Annotated in this window: 14 protein-coding genes and 3 tRNA genes; 5 read left to right on the forward strand and 12 right to left on the reverse strand. The window is 65.5% G+C overall.

Going from position 1 to position 18,702, the window contains the following annotated elements; translation table 11 throughout:
- Positions 1–190: 190 nt before the first annotated feature.
- Entirely contained in the window at positions 191–1,615 is a 1,425-nt protein-coding gene (locus tag GWK63_RS13165) for an MFS transporter (RefSeq protein WP_007397645.1), read from the reverse strand.
- A gap of 99 nt (positions 1,616–1,714) precedes the next feature.
- Positions 1,715–1,788, reverse strand: a tRNA-Gly gene (locus tag GWK63_RS13170).
- A gap of 225 nt (positions 1,789–2,013) precedes the next feature.
- Here GWK63_RS13170 and GWK63_RS13175 point away from each other — a divergent pair.
- From GWK63_RS13175 to nusG, 3 genes are all read left to right on the forward strand, one after another.
- Positions 2,014–2,090: transfer RNA gene (locus GWK63_RS13175), tRNA-Trp, on the forward strand.
- Positions 2,091–2,224: 134 nt separating this feature from the next.
- On the forward strand, positions 2,225–2,419 hold the full coding sequence (gene secE / locus GWK63_RS13180; RefSeq protein WP_007397644.1) for a preprotein translocase subunit SecE: 195 nt from the start codon (positions 2,225–2,227) through the stop codon (positions 2,417–2,419).
- 8 nt (positions 2,420–2,427) lie between these two features.
- Positions 2,428–2,958 carry a transcription termination/antitermination protein NusG gene (nusG, locus tag GWK63_RS13185; RefSeq protein ID WP_007397643.1) on the forward strand — a complete coding sequence of 177 codons (531 nt, stop codon included), beginning with the start codon at positions 2,428–2,430 and terminating at the stop codon, positions 2,956–2,958.
- 176 nt (positions 2,959–3,134) lie between these two features.
- Here nusG and GWK63_RS13190 read toward each other — a convergent pair whose 3' ends face one another.
- The 3 genes from GWK63_RS13190 to GWK63_RS13200 are packed head-to-tail and all read right to left on the reverse strand — an operon-like array spanning position 3,135 to position 6,934.
- Complete coding sequence (locus tag GWK63_RS13190; RefSeq protein WP_039998642.1) at positions 3,135–3,782, reverse strand: PqiC family protein; 648 nt, start codon at positions 3,780–3,782, stop codon at positions 3,135–3,137.
- Positions 3,783–3,785: 3 nt separating this feature from the next.
- The gene (locus GWK63_RS13195; protein ID WP_007397641.1) at positions 3,786–5,450 is read right to left on the reverse strand and encodes a PqiB family protein; all 1,665 of its coding nucleotides are present in this window, start codon (positions 5,448–5,450) and stop codon (positions 3,786–3,788) included.
- Positions 5,447–6,934 (reverse strand): paraquat-inducible protein A, encoded by a 1,488-nt coding sequence (locus GWK63_RS13200; protein WP_007397640.1) that lies wholly within the window; start codon positions 6,932–6,934, stop codon positions 5,447–5,449. Before GWK63_RS13200 ends, GWK63_RS13195 begins: the two co-directional genes overlap by 4 nt.
- Positions 6,935–7,029: 95 nt before the next feature.
- Between GWK63_RS13200 and GWK63_RS13205 the strand changes: the two genes are divergently transcribed.
- Positions 7,030–7,104 (forward strand) — tRNA-Thr (locus GWK63_RS13205).
- A gap of 141 nt (positions 7,105–7,245) precedes the next feature.
- Here the strand turns inward: GWK63_RS13205 and GWK63_RS13210 are convergent.
- The 6 genes from GWK63_RS13210 to GWK63_RS13235 all read right to left on the reverse strand — a co-directional run bounded on the left by GWK63_RS13210 (position 7,246) and on the right by GWK63_RS13235 (position 15,598).
- A complete protein-coding gene (locus tag GWK63_RS13210; protein WP_007397639.1) occupies positions 7,246–8,595 on the reverse strand; it encodes a GntT/GntP/DsdX family permease in 1,350 nt (449 codons plus the stop codon).
- 18 nt (positions 8,596–8,613) lie between these two features.
- Positions 8,614–10,056, reverse strand: a complete 1,443-nt coding sequence (locus GWK63_RS13215; protein WP_039998641.1) for a TolC family protein — start codon at positions 10,054–10,056, stop codon at positions 8,614–8,616.
- Complete coding sequence (locus GWK63_RS13220; RefSeq protein ID WP_007397637.1) at positions 10,056–11,183, reverse strand: ABC transporter permease; 1,128 nt, start codon at positions 11,181–11,183, stop codon at positions 10,056–10,058. The genes GWK63_RS13215 and GWK63_RS13220 overlap by 1 nt, the downstream gene beginning before the upstream one ends.
- Before the next feature lie 4 nt (positions 11,184–11,187).
- Positions 11,188–13,965 carry a ribosome-associated ATPase/putative transporter RbbA gene (rbbA, locus tag GWK63_RS13225; protein WP_099963166.1) on the reverse strand — a complete coding sequence of 926 codons (2,778 nt, stop codon included), beginning with the start codon at positions 13,963–13,965 and terminating at the stop codon, positions 11,188–11,190.
- Positions 13,962–14,948: an HlyD family secretion protein gene (locus tag GWK63_RS13230; protein ID WP_007397634.1), complete on the reverse strand. Its 987-nt coding sequence runs from the start codon at positions 14,946–14,948 to the stop codon at positions 13,962–13,964. Before GWK63_RS13230 ends, rbbA begins: the two co-directional genes overlap by 4 nt.
- Before the next feature lie 140 nt (positions 14,949–15,088).
- Positions 15,089–15,598 carry a MarR family winged helix-turn-helix transcriptional regulator gene (locus GWK63_RS13235; protein ID WP_223846544.1) on the reverse strand — a complete coding sequence of 170 codons (510 nt, stop codon included), beginning with the start codon at positions 15,596–15,598 and terminating at the stop codon, positions 15,089–15,091.
- Positions 15,599–15,806: 208 nt separating this feature from the next.
- Between GWK63_RS13235 and GWK63_RS13240 the strand changes: the two genes are divergently transcribed.
- A complete protein-coding gene (locus tag GWK63_RS13240; protein ID WP_039998640.1) occupies positions 15,807–18,011 on the forward strand; it encodes an FUSC family protein in 2,205 nt (734 codons plus the stop codon).
- Here GWK63_RS13240 and GWK63_RS13245 read toward each other — a convergent pair.
- Positions 17,992–18,594 (reverse strand): preprotein translocase subunit YajC, encoded by a 603-nt coding sequence (locus GWK63_RS13245; RefSeq protein ID WP_039998639.1) that lies wholly within the window; start codon positions 18,592–18,594, stop codon positions 17,992–17,994. The two genes, GWK63_RS13240 and GWK63_RS13245, sit on opposite strands and share 20 nt — an antisense overlap.
- Positions 18,595–18,702 lie beyond the last annotated feature (108 nt).

Here is an 18,702-nt window from a genome sequence, read left to right on the forward strand (position 1 = left end):
GGCACCATCCCGATGCCGCCGGGCCATCCGCTTTCCCGTGCATGCGCACGCCCCCGTTACAGGTTGGCGGGATCATACATGTCCGGTACCGTTTCGGAAACAGCAAAGCGGCAATTTTGTAGCGCCGCGACGCCATGGGATGACGGATTTGGCGGGAACTGGTATGCGGTTTTCGCATACCAGACGCGCATCACCTTGAATCCAGCAGGGCCGCCACGTCCTGCGCGGTTTTGCGGGCCCGGATTCCGGTTGAAACCACACCCAGGGCCGCGATACCCAGGGCGGCGCCAATCATGCACCACCACACCACATGCGTGGCCTGCGGAAAGTCCGCCCACCGCACCCCGCCCGTGCTGCCCGCGCTCAGTGCGCCCCCCAGTGCAATGCCCAGCAACGCCCCCACCTGCCTGCTGGTCGAGGCAATGGCCGCCGCAACACCCGCCTGCGCGCGCGGCATGCCGGCAATGGCGGAATTGGTAATGGGCGCGTTGCACATGCCAAACCCGCACCCGCACAGCCCGTAGGAAACCAGCAGCGCCCCCAGCGGCGTCGTGACATCCAGGCCGGTCAGCACGATGGCACTCACCACGAATCCGGCGGCCGAAAGCAAAAGCGGTAGCCGCGCGCCATACCGCCCCGTCAGCCGCCCCGAAAGCGGGGCGCACAGCATGCTGCCAAAAGCGAAAGGCAGCGTGCACAGCCCCGCCTGCAGGGCGGGAAGGCCCCGCACATCCTGAAGATAGAGCGTATTGAGGAACAGGAAGGCACTGAAAATGGCAAAGGCCAGCACCGCGATCACGATGGCACCCGAAAAGGGCCAGGCCCGGAAGAACCGCAGGTCGATCAGGGGGGCCGCCGCACGCTGCTCAACCAGCACGAAGGCCACGATGGACAGCAGCCCGAAGCCCAGGAAGCCCGAAATGGTGGGCGAGGCCCAGCCGTAATTATGCGCCTCGATCAGGCCCGACGTCACCATCGCCAACGCCACGATGGCCAGAAGCTGGCCCGGCGCGTCGATCCCGCGCCCCGCCCCGCCACGGGATTCAGGCACGAAGCGCAGCGTCAGCATGATGGCCACCAGCCCGATGGGCACATTGACCCAGAATACCGCCTGCCAGCCCACCCAGTGCACCAGCACGCCCCCCACAACCGGCCCCAGCGCCAGCGCCACACCCGAAGTCGCCCCCCATATGCCAATGGCCTGCGCGCGGGCACGCGGCTCCACATACACATTGGTCAGGATGGACAGCGCCACGGGGTTGAGCATGGAGCCGCCGATACCCTGCACCGCGCGCGCCAGGACCAGCATCTCCACGCTGCGCGCAAGGCCGCACAGGGCCGACCCGCCACAGAACAGGCCGATACCCAGCAGGAACATCCGCCGCCGCCCGAACCGGTCCGCCAGAGAGCCGACCAGCAGCATGAGGCTGGCCACCATGAGGGTATAGGCATCCACCACCCATTGCAGGGTGGAGAAACTGCCGTGCAGCTGCGCATGGATGGAGGGAAGCACGACATTGACCACCGTCACATCCATCATGACCAGCAGCAGGCTCAGGCAGCATGTGCCCAGCACGACGCGCGGATGGATGGTGGTGGAAGAATTTGCTGCCATGTAAGGATCACCCCTGCCGGTACGGCACGACCAGTGGCCGAAGCCTGCCGCAATTCCGGTCATGGATACCGGAACGGAAACCTGTTTCAAGGGGCTGTATGGAGCGGGCGAAGGGAATCGAACCCTCCTCAGAAGCTTGGAAGGCTACTGCATTACCACTATGCTACGCCCGCCCATAAGGTTGCCCGACCTATACCTTTTCCGCCCCGCCGGTGGCAAGTGCTAAACCCGCGCCAGCCCGCAATGGGATAAAACTTTTGATTTTTATGCCCTGCCCCCTTGACTTTCGACGCCAGTCATACTTTTTTCCGCTTCCTGTGCCGGGTTCGCATGGATGACCCGAAACGGCGCGGCTTTCCGCCACGTCACATGTTTCGGGCTTTCGCAGGCGGCTTTGTAGGGGTGTAGCTCAATTGGCTAGAGCGCCGGTCTCCAAAACCGGAGGTTGCGGGTTCGAGACCCTCCACCCCTGCCATTCTCCGGTCGGGCATTACCCTTCCGGCCTGGCACCCGATGGGTCGGGCCACAATGGTCCGCACCGGTTCTAAGGCCCCGCACTGGCTGGAGCAGTCCGGTTGGTGCGCCGCGGCGTTGCAGGAAGGGTATTTCGTGTCGGTCAGTCCCGCGAAATTTGTCGAAGACGTACGTGCCGAAGCCAGAAAAGTCACCTGGCCCACGCGACGCGCCACCCTGATGACAACGGGTGCGGTCCTGGCCATGGCCGGTCTTGCATCGGTATTCTTTTTCCTCGTCGACGAGGTGATCGGCCTTGCCGTACGGAAACTCTTCGGACTGGGAGGCTGAGTTCAGCCATGGCCAAGCGGTGGTATGTGATCCACGTCTATTCGGGCTTCGAAAAGAAGATAGCCCAGCACATCACGGAACAGGCCGCCCAGAAGGGTCTGGCCGACCATTTCGGTGAAATCCTTGTTCCATCGGAAGAGGTGACCGAAATGCGCCGTGGCCAGAAGGTCAATTCCGAGCGCAAGTTCTTCCCCGGTTACGTGCTGGTCAACATGGAACTGACCGATGAGGCGTGGCACCTGGTCAAGGACACGCCCAAGGTCACCGGCTTCCTGGGCAGCAAGACCCGCCCCTCGCCCATTCCCAAGGTCGAGGCCGAACGGATCATGAAGCAGGCGCAGGAAGGCGTGGAGCGCGTGCGCCCCTCCGTCACCTTCGAGATTGGCGAGCAGATCCGCGTGGCCGATGGCCCCTTCACCTCGTTCAACGGCACGATCGAGGAAGTGGACGAGGAACGCGGCCGCCTGAAGGTCAGCGTTTCCATCTTCGGCCGCTCCACCCCGGTGGACCTGGAATACAATCAGGTGGAGAAGGTCTGAACTTTCCCCGTTCCTGAAAGAAGGCGCCTCCGGGCGCCTTTTTTATTGCCGGGCTGTTCACCCCATCATTCAATGACAAAAGTTTCTGGGTGCCGCCTTTTGTCAAAAAGGCGGTGTTCTTCCAAGCTTTTTGAAAAAAGCTTCACCAAAAACTTCTTTATGGTTCCAGGTCTTTTTTACCGGTGGGCTGGGGCAGGCGCAGGCGGCAAGGCCTGCAGCCGGTCAGCCGCTATGTCCGCCACCTGTCCCGTCAACTGGCTCAGGGCCGCCACCATCGCGCGCGTGCCGCTATCGGTAGGGGTGGCACTGAGCGCAAGCGGCACGGACAGCGCATGTTCGGCATCCCCCACCCTGTGTACCGACAGGCTGCCACCCAGATGCACCACGCCGCTGGCATCACGGGCAAAGCGGGTAATCTCCACTTCCACAAATCCCTGGGGCGGCACGGTAGTCGCATCGTTCTGGGCAAACACGCCATGGCCGGGCAGGCGCTGCTGCAGGTCGGTGGCCAGCACATGGCCCAGCATGGGGGCCAGCGGCTCGCTCCATGCCGCCCCCGCCAGCGGGGTCAGGCTGTAGTCATCCTGCGTGCCGACAATGTTCTGCCGGTCCAGCGAGGGCGGCACACCGGGGGTGCGGACCTCGATCACGGCGGGCACCTGCCCCCCCATCCCCACCTGCTGCGTGCCGGCTATGGGGGCCAGTGAATACAATGTCGGGTCGGATGAACCGCAGCCTGCCAGTGCCAGCAGCCCCGCTACTACGGCGCATGCTGCCACGCGCGGCGGCCGGGGGGGAGTGAAATGCCAGAAGGGGCGTTGCATGTCTTATCGTCCCGTAATCAGTGCGGAGGGGTGATGGGTCAGGAAATCCGACAGGAAGCGCAGCGAACGCGCGGCGTCATTCAGCTGCTGCATCATCTGCTGCAGGTTGCGCTGGAAGTCCGTATCCCCGCCATAGCTGGACAGCACCGAATTGGCGCTCTTGAGTGTCTTGTCCATGCCACTGAGCAGCTGCGGCATTTCGGAACGCGCATCATGCGATATGACCTGCAGGTTCTGCAACGAACTGCGCAGCGCGGTCAGCGCCTGCTTGGTATCGGGGCTGTTGATGCGTGCATCGGCATGGGCCAGCAGGCTGTTCAGGTTCTCGCCCATCTGGGTCAGCGGCATCGCGGCAATCTTGTCGCTTACGACCGATAGCGAATCCATGATCCCGGCCATGCCGCCCGCCTGGCCCGGCAGGACCATGGCATCGCCTTCCATCTGGACCTGCGCGGGCTTCGCGTTCCTGACAAAGGTCAGCGCAATCTCGGATTCGCCAGTCAGCATGCTGGTGCTCTGCACCGAAGCGCGCAGCCCGTCCGCCACCTGCGTGCGCAGCAGTTCGGCCAGGGCCGCGGGCGAGACCTGCTGGTTATCCAGCACGCGCTCGGGCTGGAGTTCCATCGCCACACGCACCCGTGCCCTGCCCGAAGCGGGGTCCACCTGCAGGCGGACATCATCGATCATGCCCACCTGGATGCCGAACATGGTCAGCCTGCCGCCCCTGGTCAGGCCGGATACGGAACTGGTGATGTAGGTGACAAGCGGAATACGCTCACGGTAGCCCGCGCTGTTGGCTTCTTCCGCACTGTCGTAAAGCTGGAAAGTGGTGTCGGAACCGGCCGTGGCGGGCAGGGTGTTCTTCTCGTTGCGGGCATCGGGCGGGTCGAACGCAACCCCACCGGACAGCAGCGCCTGCAGCGACTGCAGCTTGATCTTCAGCCCACCCGGCCCAAGGCCCACCTGCACGCCCGATACGTTCCAGAAGCGTGTGTTGGTACGCAGGTAATGGTCATAGGGTGCCTGCACGAAAATCTGTACCCTGATCGGCCCGCGCCCTTCGGGCGGCATGGTGTAGCCCAGCACTTCACCCACCACCACGTCACGGAAGAAGATCGGCGCGCCCTGACCCAGCGAACCGAGTGACTGGGTAATGAGCGTATAGGTATGCCCCGGCTGGTCGGAACGCACGCCCGGCGGGGCTTCCAGCCCCGTAAAACGGGTGGTGTAGCGGCCACCGGGCTCGCCCGCATCCATGGCGATGTAAGCCCCCGACATGACGGTTTCCAGCCCCGTAACACTGGCGCCATTGATGCGCGGACGCACGACCCAGAAGCGGGCGTGGTCGGTCAGCATGCGGCCGGCCGCCGAGGTCATGCGCACGCGCACTTCCACATGGTGGAAATCATCGCTCAGCCGGATGGAATCGACCGTGCCGAGCGAGACCGCCTTGTTCTTGACCTCGGTCTGGCCACTGGTCAGGCCATCGGCGGTATCGAAAGTGATGACGATCAGCGGCCCGCGCCCGGTTATTCCTTTCCAGCCCAGGTAGCCTGCAATCAGCAGGGCCACGATCGGCACAAGCCAGACAACCGAGAAACGGTATTTCCGCGCACGGGCCTGTGGCACCACACCATGCGGGTCATTGGATGGAAAATCGTCATTCACGCCTGATCTGGCTCCATGCGGGCTGGCAGGACACCAGCCGGGGGTAGGGAAGAAGGGGAAGACGCAGCCGCGCGATCATGCTGCGCACGCAGCACGGCGGGCGGCAGGCCATCGGTTACCGGGCCATTGCGGCCGGCCGCGTCCCACATGATGCGCGGGTCAAAACTCCATGCCGCCAGCAGGGTCAGCACCACCACGGCGGCAAACGCCACCATGCCCGCATTGGCGGTGACACTGGCCATGGCGTTGAAGCGCACCACCGCCACCAGGATCGAGATCATGAACACATCGATCATCGACCACCGGCCCACCATGTCCACCAGCCGGAACAGACGGGTGCGCGCCACCAGGTGGCCACGCGCGCCCCGCCAGGTCTGGCTGATCATCCAGCCCAGGCTGAGAATCTTGAGCATGGGCACGGTAATCGAGGCAAAGAACACCAGCAGCGAGAGCGGGATCATGCCGTCCTGCCACAGTTCGATCGCGCCTTCGATAATGGTGTGCCCCCCGCCCCCGCCCATACGCAGGAAGGTCATGACCGGATAGAGGTTGGCGGGAATGTAGAACACGATGGCGGCAATCAGGAAGGCGGTGGTGCGCGTAAGCGACTGCGGCAGGCGGCGCCACACCTTGTGCTCGCAGCGCGGGCAGATGCCCACGCAGTGCAGGCTGGAAACCGGATGCGCCAGTTCCCCCACCAGCCCGCAGGACGTGCAGGCCACCAGATGGTCCACCGGTGGCAGGCCGGTCTGGTCAACGTGGGCATAGTCCACCGCCACCGTCTGGCCATTTTCAGTGCGCGTGACCCTGTCAATCCGGCGGTGACGCCAGATCATCTCGGTATCCAGTGTCGAATCGGTGGCCGCCATGGTCAGCATCAGCGCGCCAATCAGGTACACGGCCGGCCCCACATCCACATGCGCCATGTCGGTCAGCTTGGTGTAGGCCACGAATATGCCAAGGATATAGACCTCGACCATCGACCATGGCCGCAGCTTGTCGTACCAGACCAGCACGCGCGGCGCCCAGTCCGGCAGGCGCGTGCACGAAGCGGCGTACAGGATGACGAACATGAACCCGATCGCGACCGCAGGCGCCAGCACCGTAACCGCCCCCACCAGGATGCCCGCTTCCCCCCACCCTTCATGCATGAGTTCCATCGGCCCGGTCAGAAGGTCCACCGTGCGCTGCCTGCCATAGACATCCAGTGTCATGAGCGAGGATGCAAGGGCGGCAAGATAGAACGCGGCGGAACTGATGCAGAAGGCCAGCGGCGTTGCCAGCGGTGCGGTGCGCCGCCTGCGCGCCAGCTTCTGCCCGCAGCGGGTGCATGTGGCCTGCTCCCCCGCCGCCAGATCGGGCACGCGCTGGTACAGCCCGCAGCCGGGGCATTCCGACAGGCCGCCAATGATGCGCACATGCGGGACGTGCCCCAGCCCCGCATCATCGCAGCGCAGCCGGGAGGAAGAAGATGACATGCTCATACGGGGTCCAGCATATAGACCAAATTAAAATGGGGAATGCCGCATTTGAGATATTGCATCATGCCAGCCCTTCGTTTATCAGACCCCACAGGTTTGCCGACATAGCTCAGGGGTAGAGCAACTGATTCGTAATCAGTAGGCCCTCGGTTCAATTCCGAGTGTCGGCACCATCCCTATATTCCTGACATCCCGTCGTTTTCTGTCATTCATGCTGCCCGTCCGGCATCGTGGGTCCGCATGTCTGTGGGGTAACGGGTGGGGTATGCCTGCCCGGCCTGACCGGGCATGAAGGCGGCTGCGTATTCCCGGCCCTACAGCCCGCACCACCCCAGAACAAGGCACATCCCCAGCCCCGCCACCCCGATCAGGGTCTCGATGACCGACCAGGTGCGCAGGGTCTGCGCCACACTCAGCCCCAGCGCGTCGCGCACCTGCCAGAATCCGGAATCGTTCATCGGGCCGAACATGACCGCCCCCGCCCCCGTGGCCAGCACCAGCAGTTCGGGCGAGGCGCCCTGCGCGTGCGCCATGATGGGGGCGACAATCCCCGCCGTGGTACTCATGGCCACGGTGGCCGATCCCACCGCCAGGCGCATGCCCGCCGCCAGCCCCCATGCCAGGATGAGCAGCGGCACATGCATGTCCACCGCCGTGCGCGCGATCGCATCCGAAATGCCGCTATCCATCAGTTCCGCGCCAAAGCCGCCCCCCGCCCCGATCATCAGCAGCAGTCCCGCCAGCGGGCCAAGGCACTGGCTGGAATAGCCAAGAACCTGTTCACGCGTCAGCCCGCGCCGCAGCCCCAGCGTCCAGAATGACAGCAGGGCCGCCAGCGCCAGCCCCACATTCGGGTCACCCGCAAAGCGCAGCACGACCGCCCACCCCGCCGCCTGCGGCCCCATGAAGCGCGTGGCCGATCCCGCCAGCATCAGTACCATGGGGGCAAGGATGGTAAACAGCGTAATGCCGAACCCCGGCAGGTCGCCACTGCCGCGCGGCGTGGCCGTAACATGCTGGCGTGCCGCCTGCGCCCCGGCATCGGCTGGCAGGCGGGGCACGATGAAACGGGTGTAGAGCGGGCCGGAAATGATAGCCACCGGCACGCTGACCAGCGCGCCAAGCCAGATCAGGCGGCCGATATCGGCATGATAGGCCGCAAGGGCGAACATGGTGCCGGGATGGGGCGGCATGTAGCCCTGCACCACCGACAGCGCGGCCGTAACCGGCAGCGCCACATGCAGCAGCGGCATTCTGGTCTGCTTTGCGATGGAAAAGGCCAGCGGCACCAGAATGACAAAGCCCACGGTAAAGAATACCGAAAGCCCGACCAGCAGCCCGATCACCATCATGGCCCAGTCCAGCCGCCTCGCCCCGGCCAGGGCGACCACGGTCATGGCAATGCGGTCCGCCCCGCCCGAAACCTCCAGCATCTTGCCCAGCATGGTACCCAGCGCGATGACGGAGGCGATCTGCCCCAGCACCTGCCCCGCCCCGCCTTCAAACGAGGCCACGACCTTCGTGGCCGGCATGCCGGCGGCAAAACCCAGCAGCATGGAGGCGATGAACAGCGCCAGGAACGGGTTGAGCTTGATGCGCTCGATCAGGAAAACAACAACACAGATGGCCATGACAGCCAGTAACAGGGCCATGCCGACCGACATCGCTGCTTTCCCTTCCCTTTAGCGCGAGAGCGGTGTCACCAGCTCCCACCCGCCGCCCAGCGCACGGGCCAGCTGTATGGTGGCGGTAGTGCGGGTATCCTGGTTGGCCAGCACGCTACCCTGGGCATCCAGTGCCGCCATGCGGGCCCGCAGCACATCGCCCAGCGTGCGCTGGCCACCGGCATACAGCCCGGCCATATCGCGCGCAACCCGCTCCGCCTGCACCTGCGCGCGGGTCAGGTCTTTATCGCGGCTGTCCAGGCTCAGGCGGTTTTCATACCCGTCCTCCACTTCCGCCAGCGCGCGCAGCAGGCTCTGGTCATAGCCCGCCACCGCCGCATCCAGCCGCGCACTGGCGGCATGGATACGCGCCTGTACGCGGTTGGCGGTAAAAATGGGCAGGTAGGTGGTCAGTGCAATCAGCCCGCCAGTGCCCGACATGCCGGGAATCCCGTCAAAGCGCAGCCGCCCGTCACCGCCAAAGAATTCCAGCCCGAAGCGCGGCAGCAGGTCGGTCTTGGCACTTTTCAGCCGGTTGAGCGCCGCATCCACCTGGTCGCGCCGGGCACGGATGTCCGGCCTGCGTTCCAGCACGGTATCGGGCATCTGGCCCACCGGGGCGGGGGGCAGGTAATAGGCGGGCGGTGGCGGCAGGTCGGGCAGCCCTTCGGGCACCTGCCCCGACAGCACGGCCAGCCGCCTGCGCACAAGGTCCAGCCCGGCCACCTGCATGGGCCTGCGCGCCCGCAGGTCAGACAGTTTCTGGTCAATTTCCGTCACATCCGCCGCCGTGGCCTGCCCGGACGTAAAACGGGCCTGCCCATAGCCGCGCAACTGCACCAGCAGGGCAATTGAGCGATCGGTCAGCGCAATCTGGCGTTGCAGTCCCTGGGCCTGCAGATAATTGCTGGCGGCATCGGCGGCGATGACCATCTGCACGCCGTGGAAATATTCCTCCTCCGCCCTCACACCCGCCTTCGCCGCCTTTACATCCGCATGGCGGCCGCCAAACAGGTCCGGCTCCCATGATGCGGTAATACCGGCCAGATGCCCGTCCGTACCCGGATCATTGGCGGGCAGGCTGTATGGATTGCGCCAGTCCATGCCGCCACCCAGCATGTTGCCCGTAGCACCCACGGTGGGATACAGCGCCGATTTTGCCACCGCGTGCAGCGCACGCGCCTCACGCACCCGGTCACGCGCCATGCGGATGTCGGGACTGGCGGCAAGCGCCGTATCCACCGCGCGGGTCAGCGCAGGGTCATGCCACGCTTCCCACCAGCGTGTCAGGTCGGTCGCGGGCACGGCCGTGGCCGGCCCTGCCTGCTGCTGCACGAACCGCCCCGGCACCTTTACGTGTGATGGCGGCACATGCGTATGAAAGGGCGAGCACCCCGCCACCAGCCCCACGGCCACCCCGAGGCGGGCCATGCAGGCAACCTGCGTCAATCTGTTCCTCATCATTCCTGCCTTGCCAACATGGACCTGAAGCGCGAGAGCGCGAATGCCAGAAATACAATGCCCGTCACGGTCACGGTCAGCAGCGGCAGCATGATCGCACCCAGTCCCGCCCCCCGGTACAGGATGGCCTGTGACAGGTTGACGAACTGCGTGGTGGGCAGGAAGCGCACCACCACCTGCATGAGACGTGGCATGCTCTCCACCGGGGTTGCGGCACCCGAAAGCAGGTACGCCACCGCATAGACCGGCACCACCAGCAGCCCGAACTGCGGCATGGTGGGGGCAACCGTGGCCAGCATGATGCCCAGCGCCGTGGCCGAGAACAGGTACAGCAGCGCGCACGCGCCAAACAGCGTGACCGACCCCGCCAGTGGCACGCCCAGCCACACATGCACCACCAGCCACAGCGACAGCATGGCGCCAACGAATATGACCAGCCCGTTGGTCACAATCTTGGCCACCGCGATCTCGCTGGCACTGACGGGCATGACCAGCAGGTGTTCCAGCGTGCCATGCTCACGCTCACGGATCACCGCCGCCCCCACCAGCACGATGGAAAGGATGGTGATGTTGGTCACGATCTGCATGACCGAGGTGAACCAGCTGGATTCACTGTTGGGATTGAAGCGGATGCGACTGGCGGCCTGAAAGGGGATCTGCTCCACCACCGCAGGCGCATGCAGCATGTCATCCACTTCCGCCAGCAGGATCTCGTTAAGGTATTCGGTGCCCAGCCCCGCCTGCGTCATGGCGGTGGCGTCCACGCGCAGCTGCACGGCGGGCGTGCGGCCGGCCAGTACATCCGCCTCGAAACGGGGCGGGATGTCGACCACGAAGATGTAATCGCCCCGGTCCATGCCCTGCAGGGCCTGTGCCCGGTCCACCAGCACGGCGGGCTTGAAATAGGGTGGCAGGACCGCATCGCGCATGCGGCGCGACAGGGCGGAATGATCCTCGTCGATAAAGGCGATGGTGGCGTTGGAGACTTCCACCTTCACCCCGTTGGCCACCAGCAGCACGCCCGCGGTAAAGGCGAACACGATCAGCCCCAGCAGCACACGGTCATGCACCAGGCTGCGCAGTTCCTTGCCACACAGCAGACCGACATTGACCAGCCAGCGCATCATGGCCTCATGCTTCCTGTTTTTTCAGCAGCAGGCGCGCCGCCAGCATGTAGCTGGCGGCAAACAGGCCCAGCATCAGGTACATCAACCAGAAACTGCCGGTGCCCAGCCCCTTGGTAAAGCAGCCCAGGCTGATCAGCTGGTACCACGCCGCAGGAAAGCCCAGCCCCACAAGGCGGCTGGCCCCCGTAAGGGTGGAGGCCGGATAGAGCAGGCCGGAAAAGTTGACCGCCGGGATCAGGCACAGGATGGACGTGCCAAAGATGGCCGCCACCTGTGAACTGACAAAGGTCGAGATCAGCAGGCCCAGCCCCGTGGCCGAAAGCACGAACAGCACACCGCCGATTGTCAGCGCCAGCAGTGACCCCTTGAGCGGCACCCCCAGCACCACCACCGCCACAAGCACCAGCATGAAATAGCTCAGTGACGCCAGCGCCACGTAAGGCGCCTGCTTGCCCATGAGGTACTGCCCGACCGAGGCGGGCGAGGCATAAAGGTTGACGATGGAGCCCACTTCCTTCTCCCGCACCACGCCCAGTGCCGTGAGCATGGTGGGGATCAGGATCAGCGCCAGCATGATCACGCCCGGCGTCATGGCGTAGATGCTGCGGAATTCCTGATTATAGGAAAAGCGCGGCTCCACCGTGATCGGCAGGGCCGCCTGCCGGGGCAGTTCACGGCCCAGTGTCGTAGCATAGCCCGCCAGCACCCCGGTGGCGTAGGCACGCACATTGGCCGCCAGGAACGGGACCGCGCCATCAATGATCACCCCGATTTCCGGCCTGCGCCCGGCTTCCATGTCGCGCGCGAAGCCTGCGGGAATATCCAGCGCCATCTGGGCATGGCCGTTGCGGATGGCCCGGTCCAGCGCATCCGCGTCCGCCACGGGGGCCAGTTCATGGAAATAGGCCGAACCCCGGAAACCGTCGATCAGGTCGCGGCTGATCGTGGTGCGGTCATGATCCAGCACGGTAAAGCCCACGCCCTCCACATCGAACGAGATGCTGGAGGCCGCGACAACCAGCAGGATCAGCGGGCCGACCAGCGCGAAGGTCAGCCGCAGCCGGTCGCGCAGCAGTTCGACCGCCTCGCGCCGGGCAAAGGCCCAGGCACGCGGCAGCCACCCGCCCCCCACCCCGCCAAAACGGGCGGCAAGCCGGGTGGCCAGCGCGTGCCAGCGCGTGGGGGCATGCGGTGGCGCGGGATGGGCCTGCGCATCCGTTGCCGCCTCGGCATCCTGAAGGTAGGCGATGAAGGCGGCCTCCAGCGTGGGGGCGCCGCGCTTCTTCACCAGTTCGGCCGGCGTGCCCACGGCCAGTACATGCCCACGATGCATGAGCGAGATCCGGTCGCACCGCGCGGCCTCGTTCATGAAATGGGTGGAGACGAAAATCGTCACATGCCCTTCGCGTGACAGGCGGATGAGATGGCGCCAGAACATATCCCGCGCGGCGGGGTCCACGCCCGATGTCGGCTCATCAAGGATCAGGATCTCGGGGTTATTGATGCACGCCGCCGCCAGTTGCAGGCGCTGGCGTATGCCCAGCGGCAGGGCGACGGGGCTGACATCGGCGCAGTCACGCAGTTCGAACGAATCCAGCGACTGCTCGACCATCCGTGCCGCTTTTGCAGCCGGAATGCGGTACAGCCGCGCCTGCAGCATGAGGTTCTGCCGCACGGTCAGTTCCTCGTACAGCGAGAACGCCTGCGACATGTACCCGATCCGCATGCGGGTCTTCATGTCGCCCGCCGTGATCTGCTCGCCAAACAGTTCCGCCGTGCCGCTGGTCACATCCAGCAGGCCGGTCAGCATCTTCATGGTGGTGGACTTGCCGCAGCCGTTGGAGCCAAGGAAGCCGAAGATCTCGCCCCGGCTTATGGTAAAGCTGACATCACTCACCGCCGTGAAGCTGCCGAAGCGGCGGGTCAGGTGCCGTGCCTCGATCGCGGGCGGGCCGCCGGGGTTGGTATAGGGGGGGATGGCAAGGCCACCCTCCTGCGGGCGCCGGCCTGCGGGCAGGAGCGCGATATACGCCTCTTCCAGCGATTTCGTATGCGTGCGCTCAAGCACATGCTGCGTGCGGTCACTGACCAGCACCCGGCCGCTGTCCATGGCCACCAGCCACGAAAAGCGTTCCGCCTCCTCCATATACGCGGTCGAGACGATGACCGTCATGGACGGGCGTTCGGCGCGCAGCTGGTCCACCAGCGTCCAGAACTGCTGGCGCGACAGCGGGTCAACGCCGGTTGTCGGTTCATCAAGGATCAGCAGGTCCGGATCATGCACCAGCGCGCAGCACAGGCTGACCTTCTGCTTCATGCCACCAGACAGGTGGCCCGCCGCCCGGTCGGGAAAGGGGGCAAGGCCCGTGGCGTCCAGCAGGCGCTGGATGCGGGCGTCACGCGCGCGGGCATCCATGCCGAACAGGCGGGCAAAGAAGTCGATGTTTTCCCATACCGACAGGGTGGGGTACAGATTGCGCCCCAGCCCCTGCGGCATGAAGGCGGTGCGCGGCAGGAACCCCTCACGCGCGTGGCGGTCTCCCATATCCGCCCCCAGCACCCGCACCGTGCCCGACTGCAACCTGCGCACGCCCGCGATCAGTCCCAGCAGGGTGGACTTACCCACCCCGTCCGGCCCGACAAGGCCGATGGTGGTTCCCGCCGGCAGGTCCAGCGTCACGTCATCCAGCGCCGTGACCGCGCCGTAGCGGTGCGTGACCCCCGTAATGGCAATGCCCGGCGGCGGGGCCGACCGGGCGTTATGCGGCGCCTGCCCGGTCATTGCGGGGCATCGGCCACATCAAGCGCCGCGGGCCAGCGGGCGGCGGGATCGGTGCGGACGTAGCCATCACCCGTCATGCCCGCCTTGAGCACGCTGCCGTAACGCCGGGCGGTGGCGGGATCGATGCGCAGCTTGACGCGATAGACCAGCTTGTCACGCTCGGTCGTGGTCTCGACATATTTGGGGGTGAACTGCGCCTCGGGCGAGACGAAGGAAATCGTGGCCGGAATCACCTGCTGGTGCAGCGCGTCCAGCGTGATGCGCGCCTGGTCCCCCACATGCAGCTGGCCTGCCTGCAGCGAGGGATAGAAGATGGTCAGGTACATGTCGGTCGGGTCCAGCAGCGAGGCGACGCGCCCGCCGCCGGGCAGGACGGCCCCCTGTTCCACGATCCGGTATTCGATCCGGCCCGCGACGGGGGCGCGGATGGTCATGTCATCCTCGGCGGACCGGGCCTGGGCCACCTGCGCGCGGGCCGCCTGTTCGGCAGCAACCGCCGCATCGACCGCGCGCGCAGCCGCCTCAGCGCCCGCCGTGGCGGTGTCCAGACCGGTCTGGTGCTGGGACAGTTCCATATCCGATACCAGATGCTGGCGGAACATGGTGCTGGCATGCTCAAGGTCAAGCCGGGCCAGATGCAGCGTTGCCTGCCGCGCATCCCGCTCCGCCCCCGCGCGGGCCACATTGGCCTGTGCCGCCAGAAGCTGGGCGCGGGCGGCGTCCAGGCTGGCCTGCGTGCTGGCATCATCCTCGCGCGCCAGGACCTGGCCTGCGGCAACCACGTCCCCTTCGTGAAATTCCAGTGCCGTGATCCGGCCGGGATACTTCACCGCCACATCAATGCGGGCCAGTTCCAGCCGCCCGTTGGCGCGCGCAAGCCCCGGCGGCAGTTCGTCGTGGTGCTGGACCACGTACCACCCTGCGCCACACCCCACCGCAACCACGGCCACACCGGCACCGACCGCCACATCACGCCACTTCATACCGCATGCTTCTCCCTGCCCGACGCACAGGCCGGCACGGGGCCGGAACAATACATCATGCACAGTTACGCCCGCCCCGCGGGCCTCTTCATGATCCCGTCCTATACCAGTGCGGGAGGATACGAACTGATGCAGGTCATTTACAGCGCCTGCCCGGCACACGGCGTTGCGTCGCCTTCCTCCATCACGGCTTCGGCCCGCCCCAGCACCCCGGCCAGCACCCGCATCATGGCCTGAACATGCTCGGGTGGCTGGCCGCGCAGCACGCGGGCCTCTATGGCCGCGCAGGTGGCGTGAAAGGTCTCGCACTTGCGCCGGCCACGCGCGGTCAGGACCAGGTTCTTGGCACGCCGGTCATCATGGTCGGGATGGCGCTCGACCAGTCCCTCGCCTTCCAGCAGGTCCAGCACGCGCACCAGGGCCGAACTGTCGGTATTCATGGACTGGGCCAGGGTGCGCTGGCTGATCCCGTCGGGCAGCATCATCAGGTAGGCGAGCGGACGCATCATGGCCATGCTCATCCCCTCCGCCCGCAGGGCACGGTCCAGCACGAGCCGCCACGTATTGGCCAGCCGCATGGTGAGGAAGGTCATCCTCATATCCTCGAAACCCGCGCCCTTGATATCGGGCAATGGTGAACGTCCGGTCATGCTCATCCCCTGCTGGTACCACCGGGCCGCGCCAGGACCCGCCCCTGCCCGATAGCATGAGAGCGGGCGGCGGATCATGACCCCTTTATGCGATGGCTGCCCGGCAGCCGCGCGCTGCCTGGCAATGCCTGTCCCGCCAATATAATTGACATGGCATTAATTGTCATACAATACATTGCAGGCCCAGCCCCCTTTATCTTCGCGCGGCATGCGTTATCAGGAAGCGCCCATGCCGCAGCCGGGAGTCCGCACCCAGATGTTGTCCAGCTTCATGCGCCGTTTCGCCAGCGATACCCAGTGGGCCGCCACGCGCACCACGGCGGCCTTCAGCGCGCGGGCGCTGCTTTCGGTCGGCATTGCGCTGTTCCTGGCCTTTGCCTTCCAGCTCCAGTCCCCCATGAGTTCGGTCACCACGGTCATGATCGTGGCCAACCCCACCGTGGGCGCACTGGTTTCCAAAAGCGTGTGGCGTGTAATCGGCACCATTATCGGTGCTGCCATCAGCGTGGGGCTGATGGCGGTGTTCGTACAGTCGCCGGTGCTGTATTTCATGGGGCTGTCGTTCGTGGTGGGGCTGGCCTGCATGGCTGCCACCTTCCTGCGGCTGTTCCGTGCCTATGCCGCCGTGCTGACGGGGTATACCATCGTCATCATCTCGGCCCCCGCCTTCGGGGACCCGGACGGCATCTTCCTCAGCGCCATGTCACGGCTTTCCGCCGTGGTGGTGGGCATCGTGACCACGGCCACGGTCTTCATGGTGACCTCCCCACGCCGGTCGGATACGCTGTTCACCCAGATCCATGCCCTGTTCCGTGACACGGTCAGCTATATCCTGGCCTTCCACCAGGGGTATGCGGATGTCGCGGCCCCCGGCGCGGAGGGACCACCCGCCACCACGTTCCGCGCCCTGCCGTCCGACTTCCATGACAGCCGTGCCGCCATGCTGGCGCGGATCGGCCGCCTGTCGGATGCGGTGGAATATGCCGCGACCGACAATTATGACATAAGCGTGCGCCAGCGCGAGATCCGCGCGGGGCTGGCGCGGCTTTCGGGCATCGTGGCGTCCTATCACCCGCATACCATCACGGCGCCGGACACCGCGCAGGACCGCGCGGTGCATGGCGAGATCGTGGCCATGCTGCGCCACCTCATGGACCTGACCGAAGGCCGCACGCTGGAATCCGCCTGGCCGGAAGGCTGCGCACGCATCCGCCTGACGCGTGACGCCATGATTGCCCGCGCGCGGCAGAGCATTTCCCCCCAGTCGCTGCTGTTCCTTGATGACATACAGGACCTGGTGGGCCAGATCGAAACCGCGCTGCTTGACCTGTCACGCCGCGGCAGCGCGGGGCGCAGGCTGCGGCTGCAACCCTATCTGGAATGGCCCACGGCCCTGCGCAACGGCGCACGCGGCGCCACGATCACCCTGCTGACCGCCCTGATCTGGTATGTTCTGCACTGGACGGCGGGACCGACCATGATGCTGTACGTGGTGGCGGCGGCCAGCCTGCTGTCCACCCTGCCCTCCGCCTCACGGGCGGCGGGGCTCATGGCCACGGGCACGGCGCTGGGTGTGCCGGCGGGGCTTCTGTGCCATATCTACCTGCTGCCGCAGATCGATGGCTATCCGCTGCTATGGCTGTCGCTGTGCATCATGCTGCTGCCGGGGGTATGGTTGCAGTTCCACCCCAAATTCGGCATTGGCGCGTTTGGCTACGGCGTGTTTGCCACCGTGATGCTGCAGGTGAACAACCCGATCCATTATTATAATGACATCGGCCTGTTCAACGGATGGATGGCACTGCTTATGGGCTGCATCATGCTGGTGCTGTCGTTCCGGGTCATCCTGCCGCCCAACCACCGGCTGGACGCGGCCCGGCTTGTCACCTCGCTCACGCGCAGCCTGCGCAGGCTGGCGCTGTCGGGCCGCAGGCAGGGCACGGAATGGCTGGTATGGGAGAACCTGCAGCTACAGAAGGTGATCCGGCTGGCCATGCGGCTGTCCTTCTTCGCCAGGCCTGCCGTCATACACCAGTATATCGATGCGGCGCTGGCCACCCTGTCACTGGGGCGGCTGGTCGAGCGCATCCGCAGCATCGCCACCAGCCCGGATATAGACAATGCCCAGCGCACGGCCATTTACGATGCGCTGGACACGTTTGCCGAACTGGCACACAACCCGCTGCTGACCGCAGCCGCCCTGATCCGCGCGGCCGGCATGCTGTGCCCGCCCGATGCGATCACGCAGCGCCCCCCGGCCCAGGTCGAGGCCATGGCCTGTCTGGAACAGGCCGGGCGGATCATCCGCGACATTCCCGGCTTCCTGGACCAGCGCGGGCCGCTGCAATGGGCGGAGGACTATCCCGCCGCCCACCGGCCGCCGCTGGCCGCCGTCAGGCCGGAAGCTGGCTGAGTACCGAGAACGACACCGCATCCATCACGGTGGTGTCCACCTCATCGCCCGGCTTGAGGGTCTTGAGGAATTCCTGCATTGCCTTCTGGCGGACCAGCACGACGCGGGTGATGTCATCGGGATCGACAAAGACCACCTGGTTGCGGGTGGTATCGACGCCCGTCACCTTCACACGCTCACGCTTGAAGGAAACCATCATGCCATGCGGGTGCGGGCCGGTGCGGGTGCCGGCGGCATTCTCGGTCGATTCGGGCAGGGGGGAACCCGGCGGCGCGATGGCGGCATCAATGGTGCGGACGATGCGCAGGCCAATCTTGTCACCGGGGTGCAGGACCGGCAGCTTGGCGCGCAGGTCGGGATCGACGCGCACGGTATCCAGATTGCCCGCCTTGTCACGCAGCAGGATCATGCCCGCGTCGTGGTCCACGCTTTCCACAATGGCGGTGGCCGTCTGGTTGCCCACGATCACCGGGGCCTGCGCCAGGGCGGGCCGGGACGGCGCGGACAGTGCGGCAACACCTCCCGCCACGACGGCAGCCAGGGCCACCGCCGCGCGGCGGGGTGCAAACAGCTTTACGTTCATGTTTATTATTCTTCCCTATAATACTTAACAGATGCAAAACGCGGCTGGCGGGCCTGCGCCCGGTCCAGATTCCCTATCCCATAACGCATGCGAAGGGTCATGTATCCA

The organism is Komagataeibacter rhaeticus (assembly GCF_011611525.1).
In the GTDB taxonomy this organism is placed as follows: Bacteria; Pseudomonadota; Alphaproteobacteria; order Acetobacterales; family Acetobacteraceae; genus Komagataeibacter; species Komagataeibacter rhaeticus.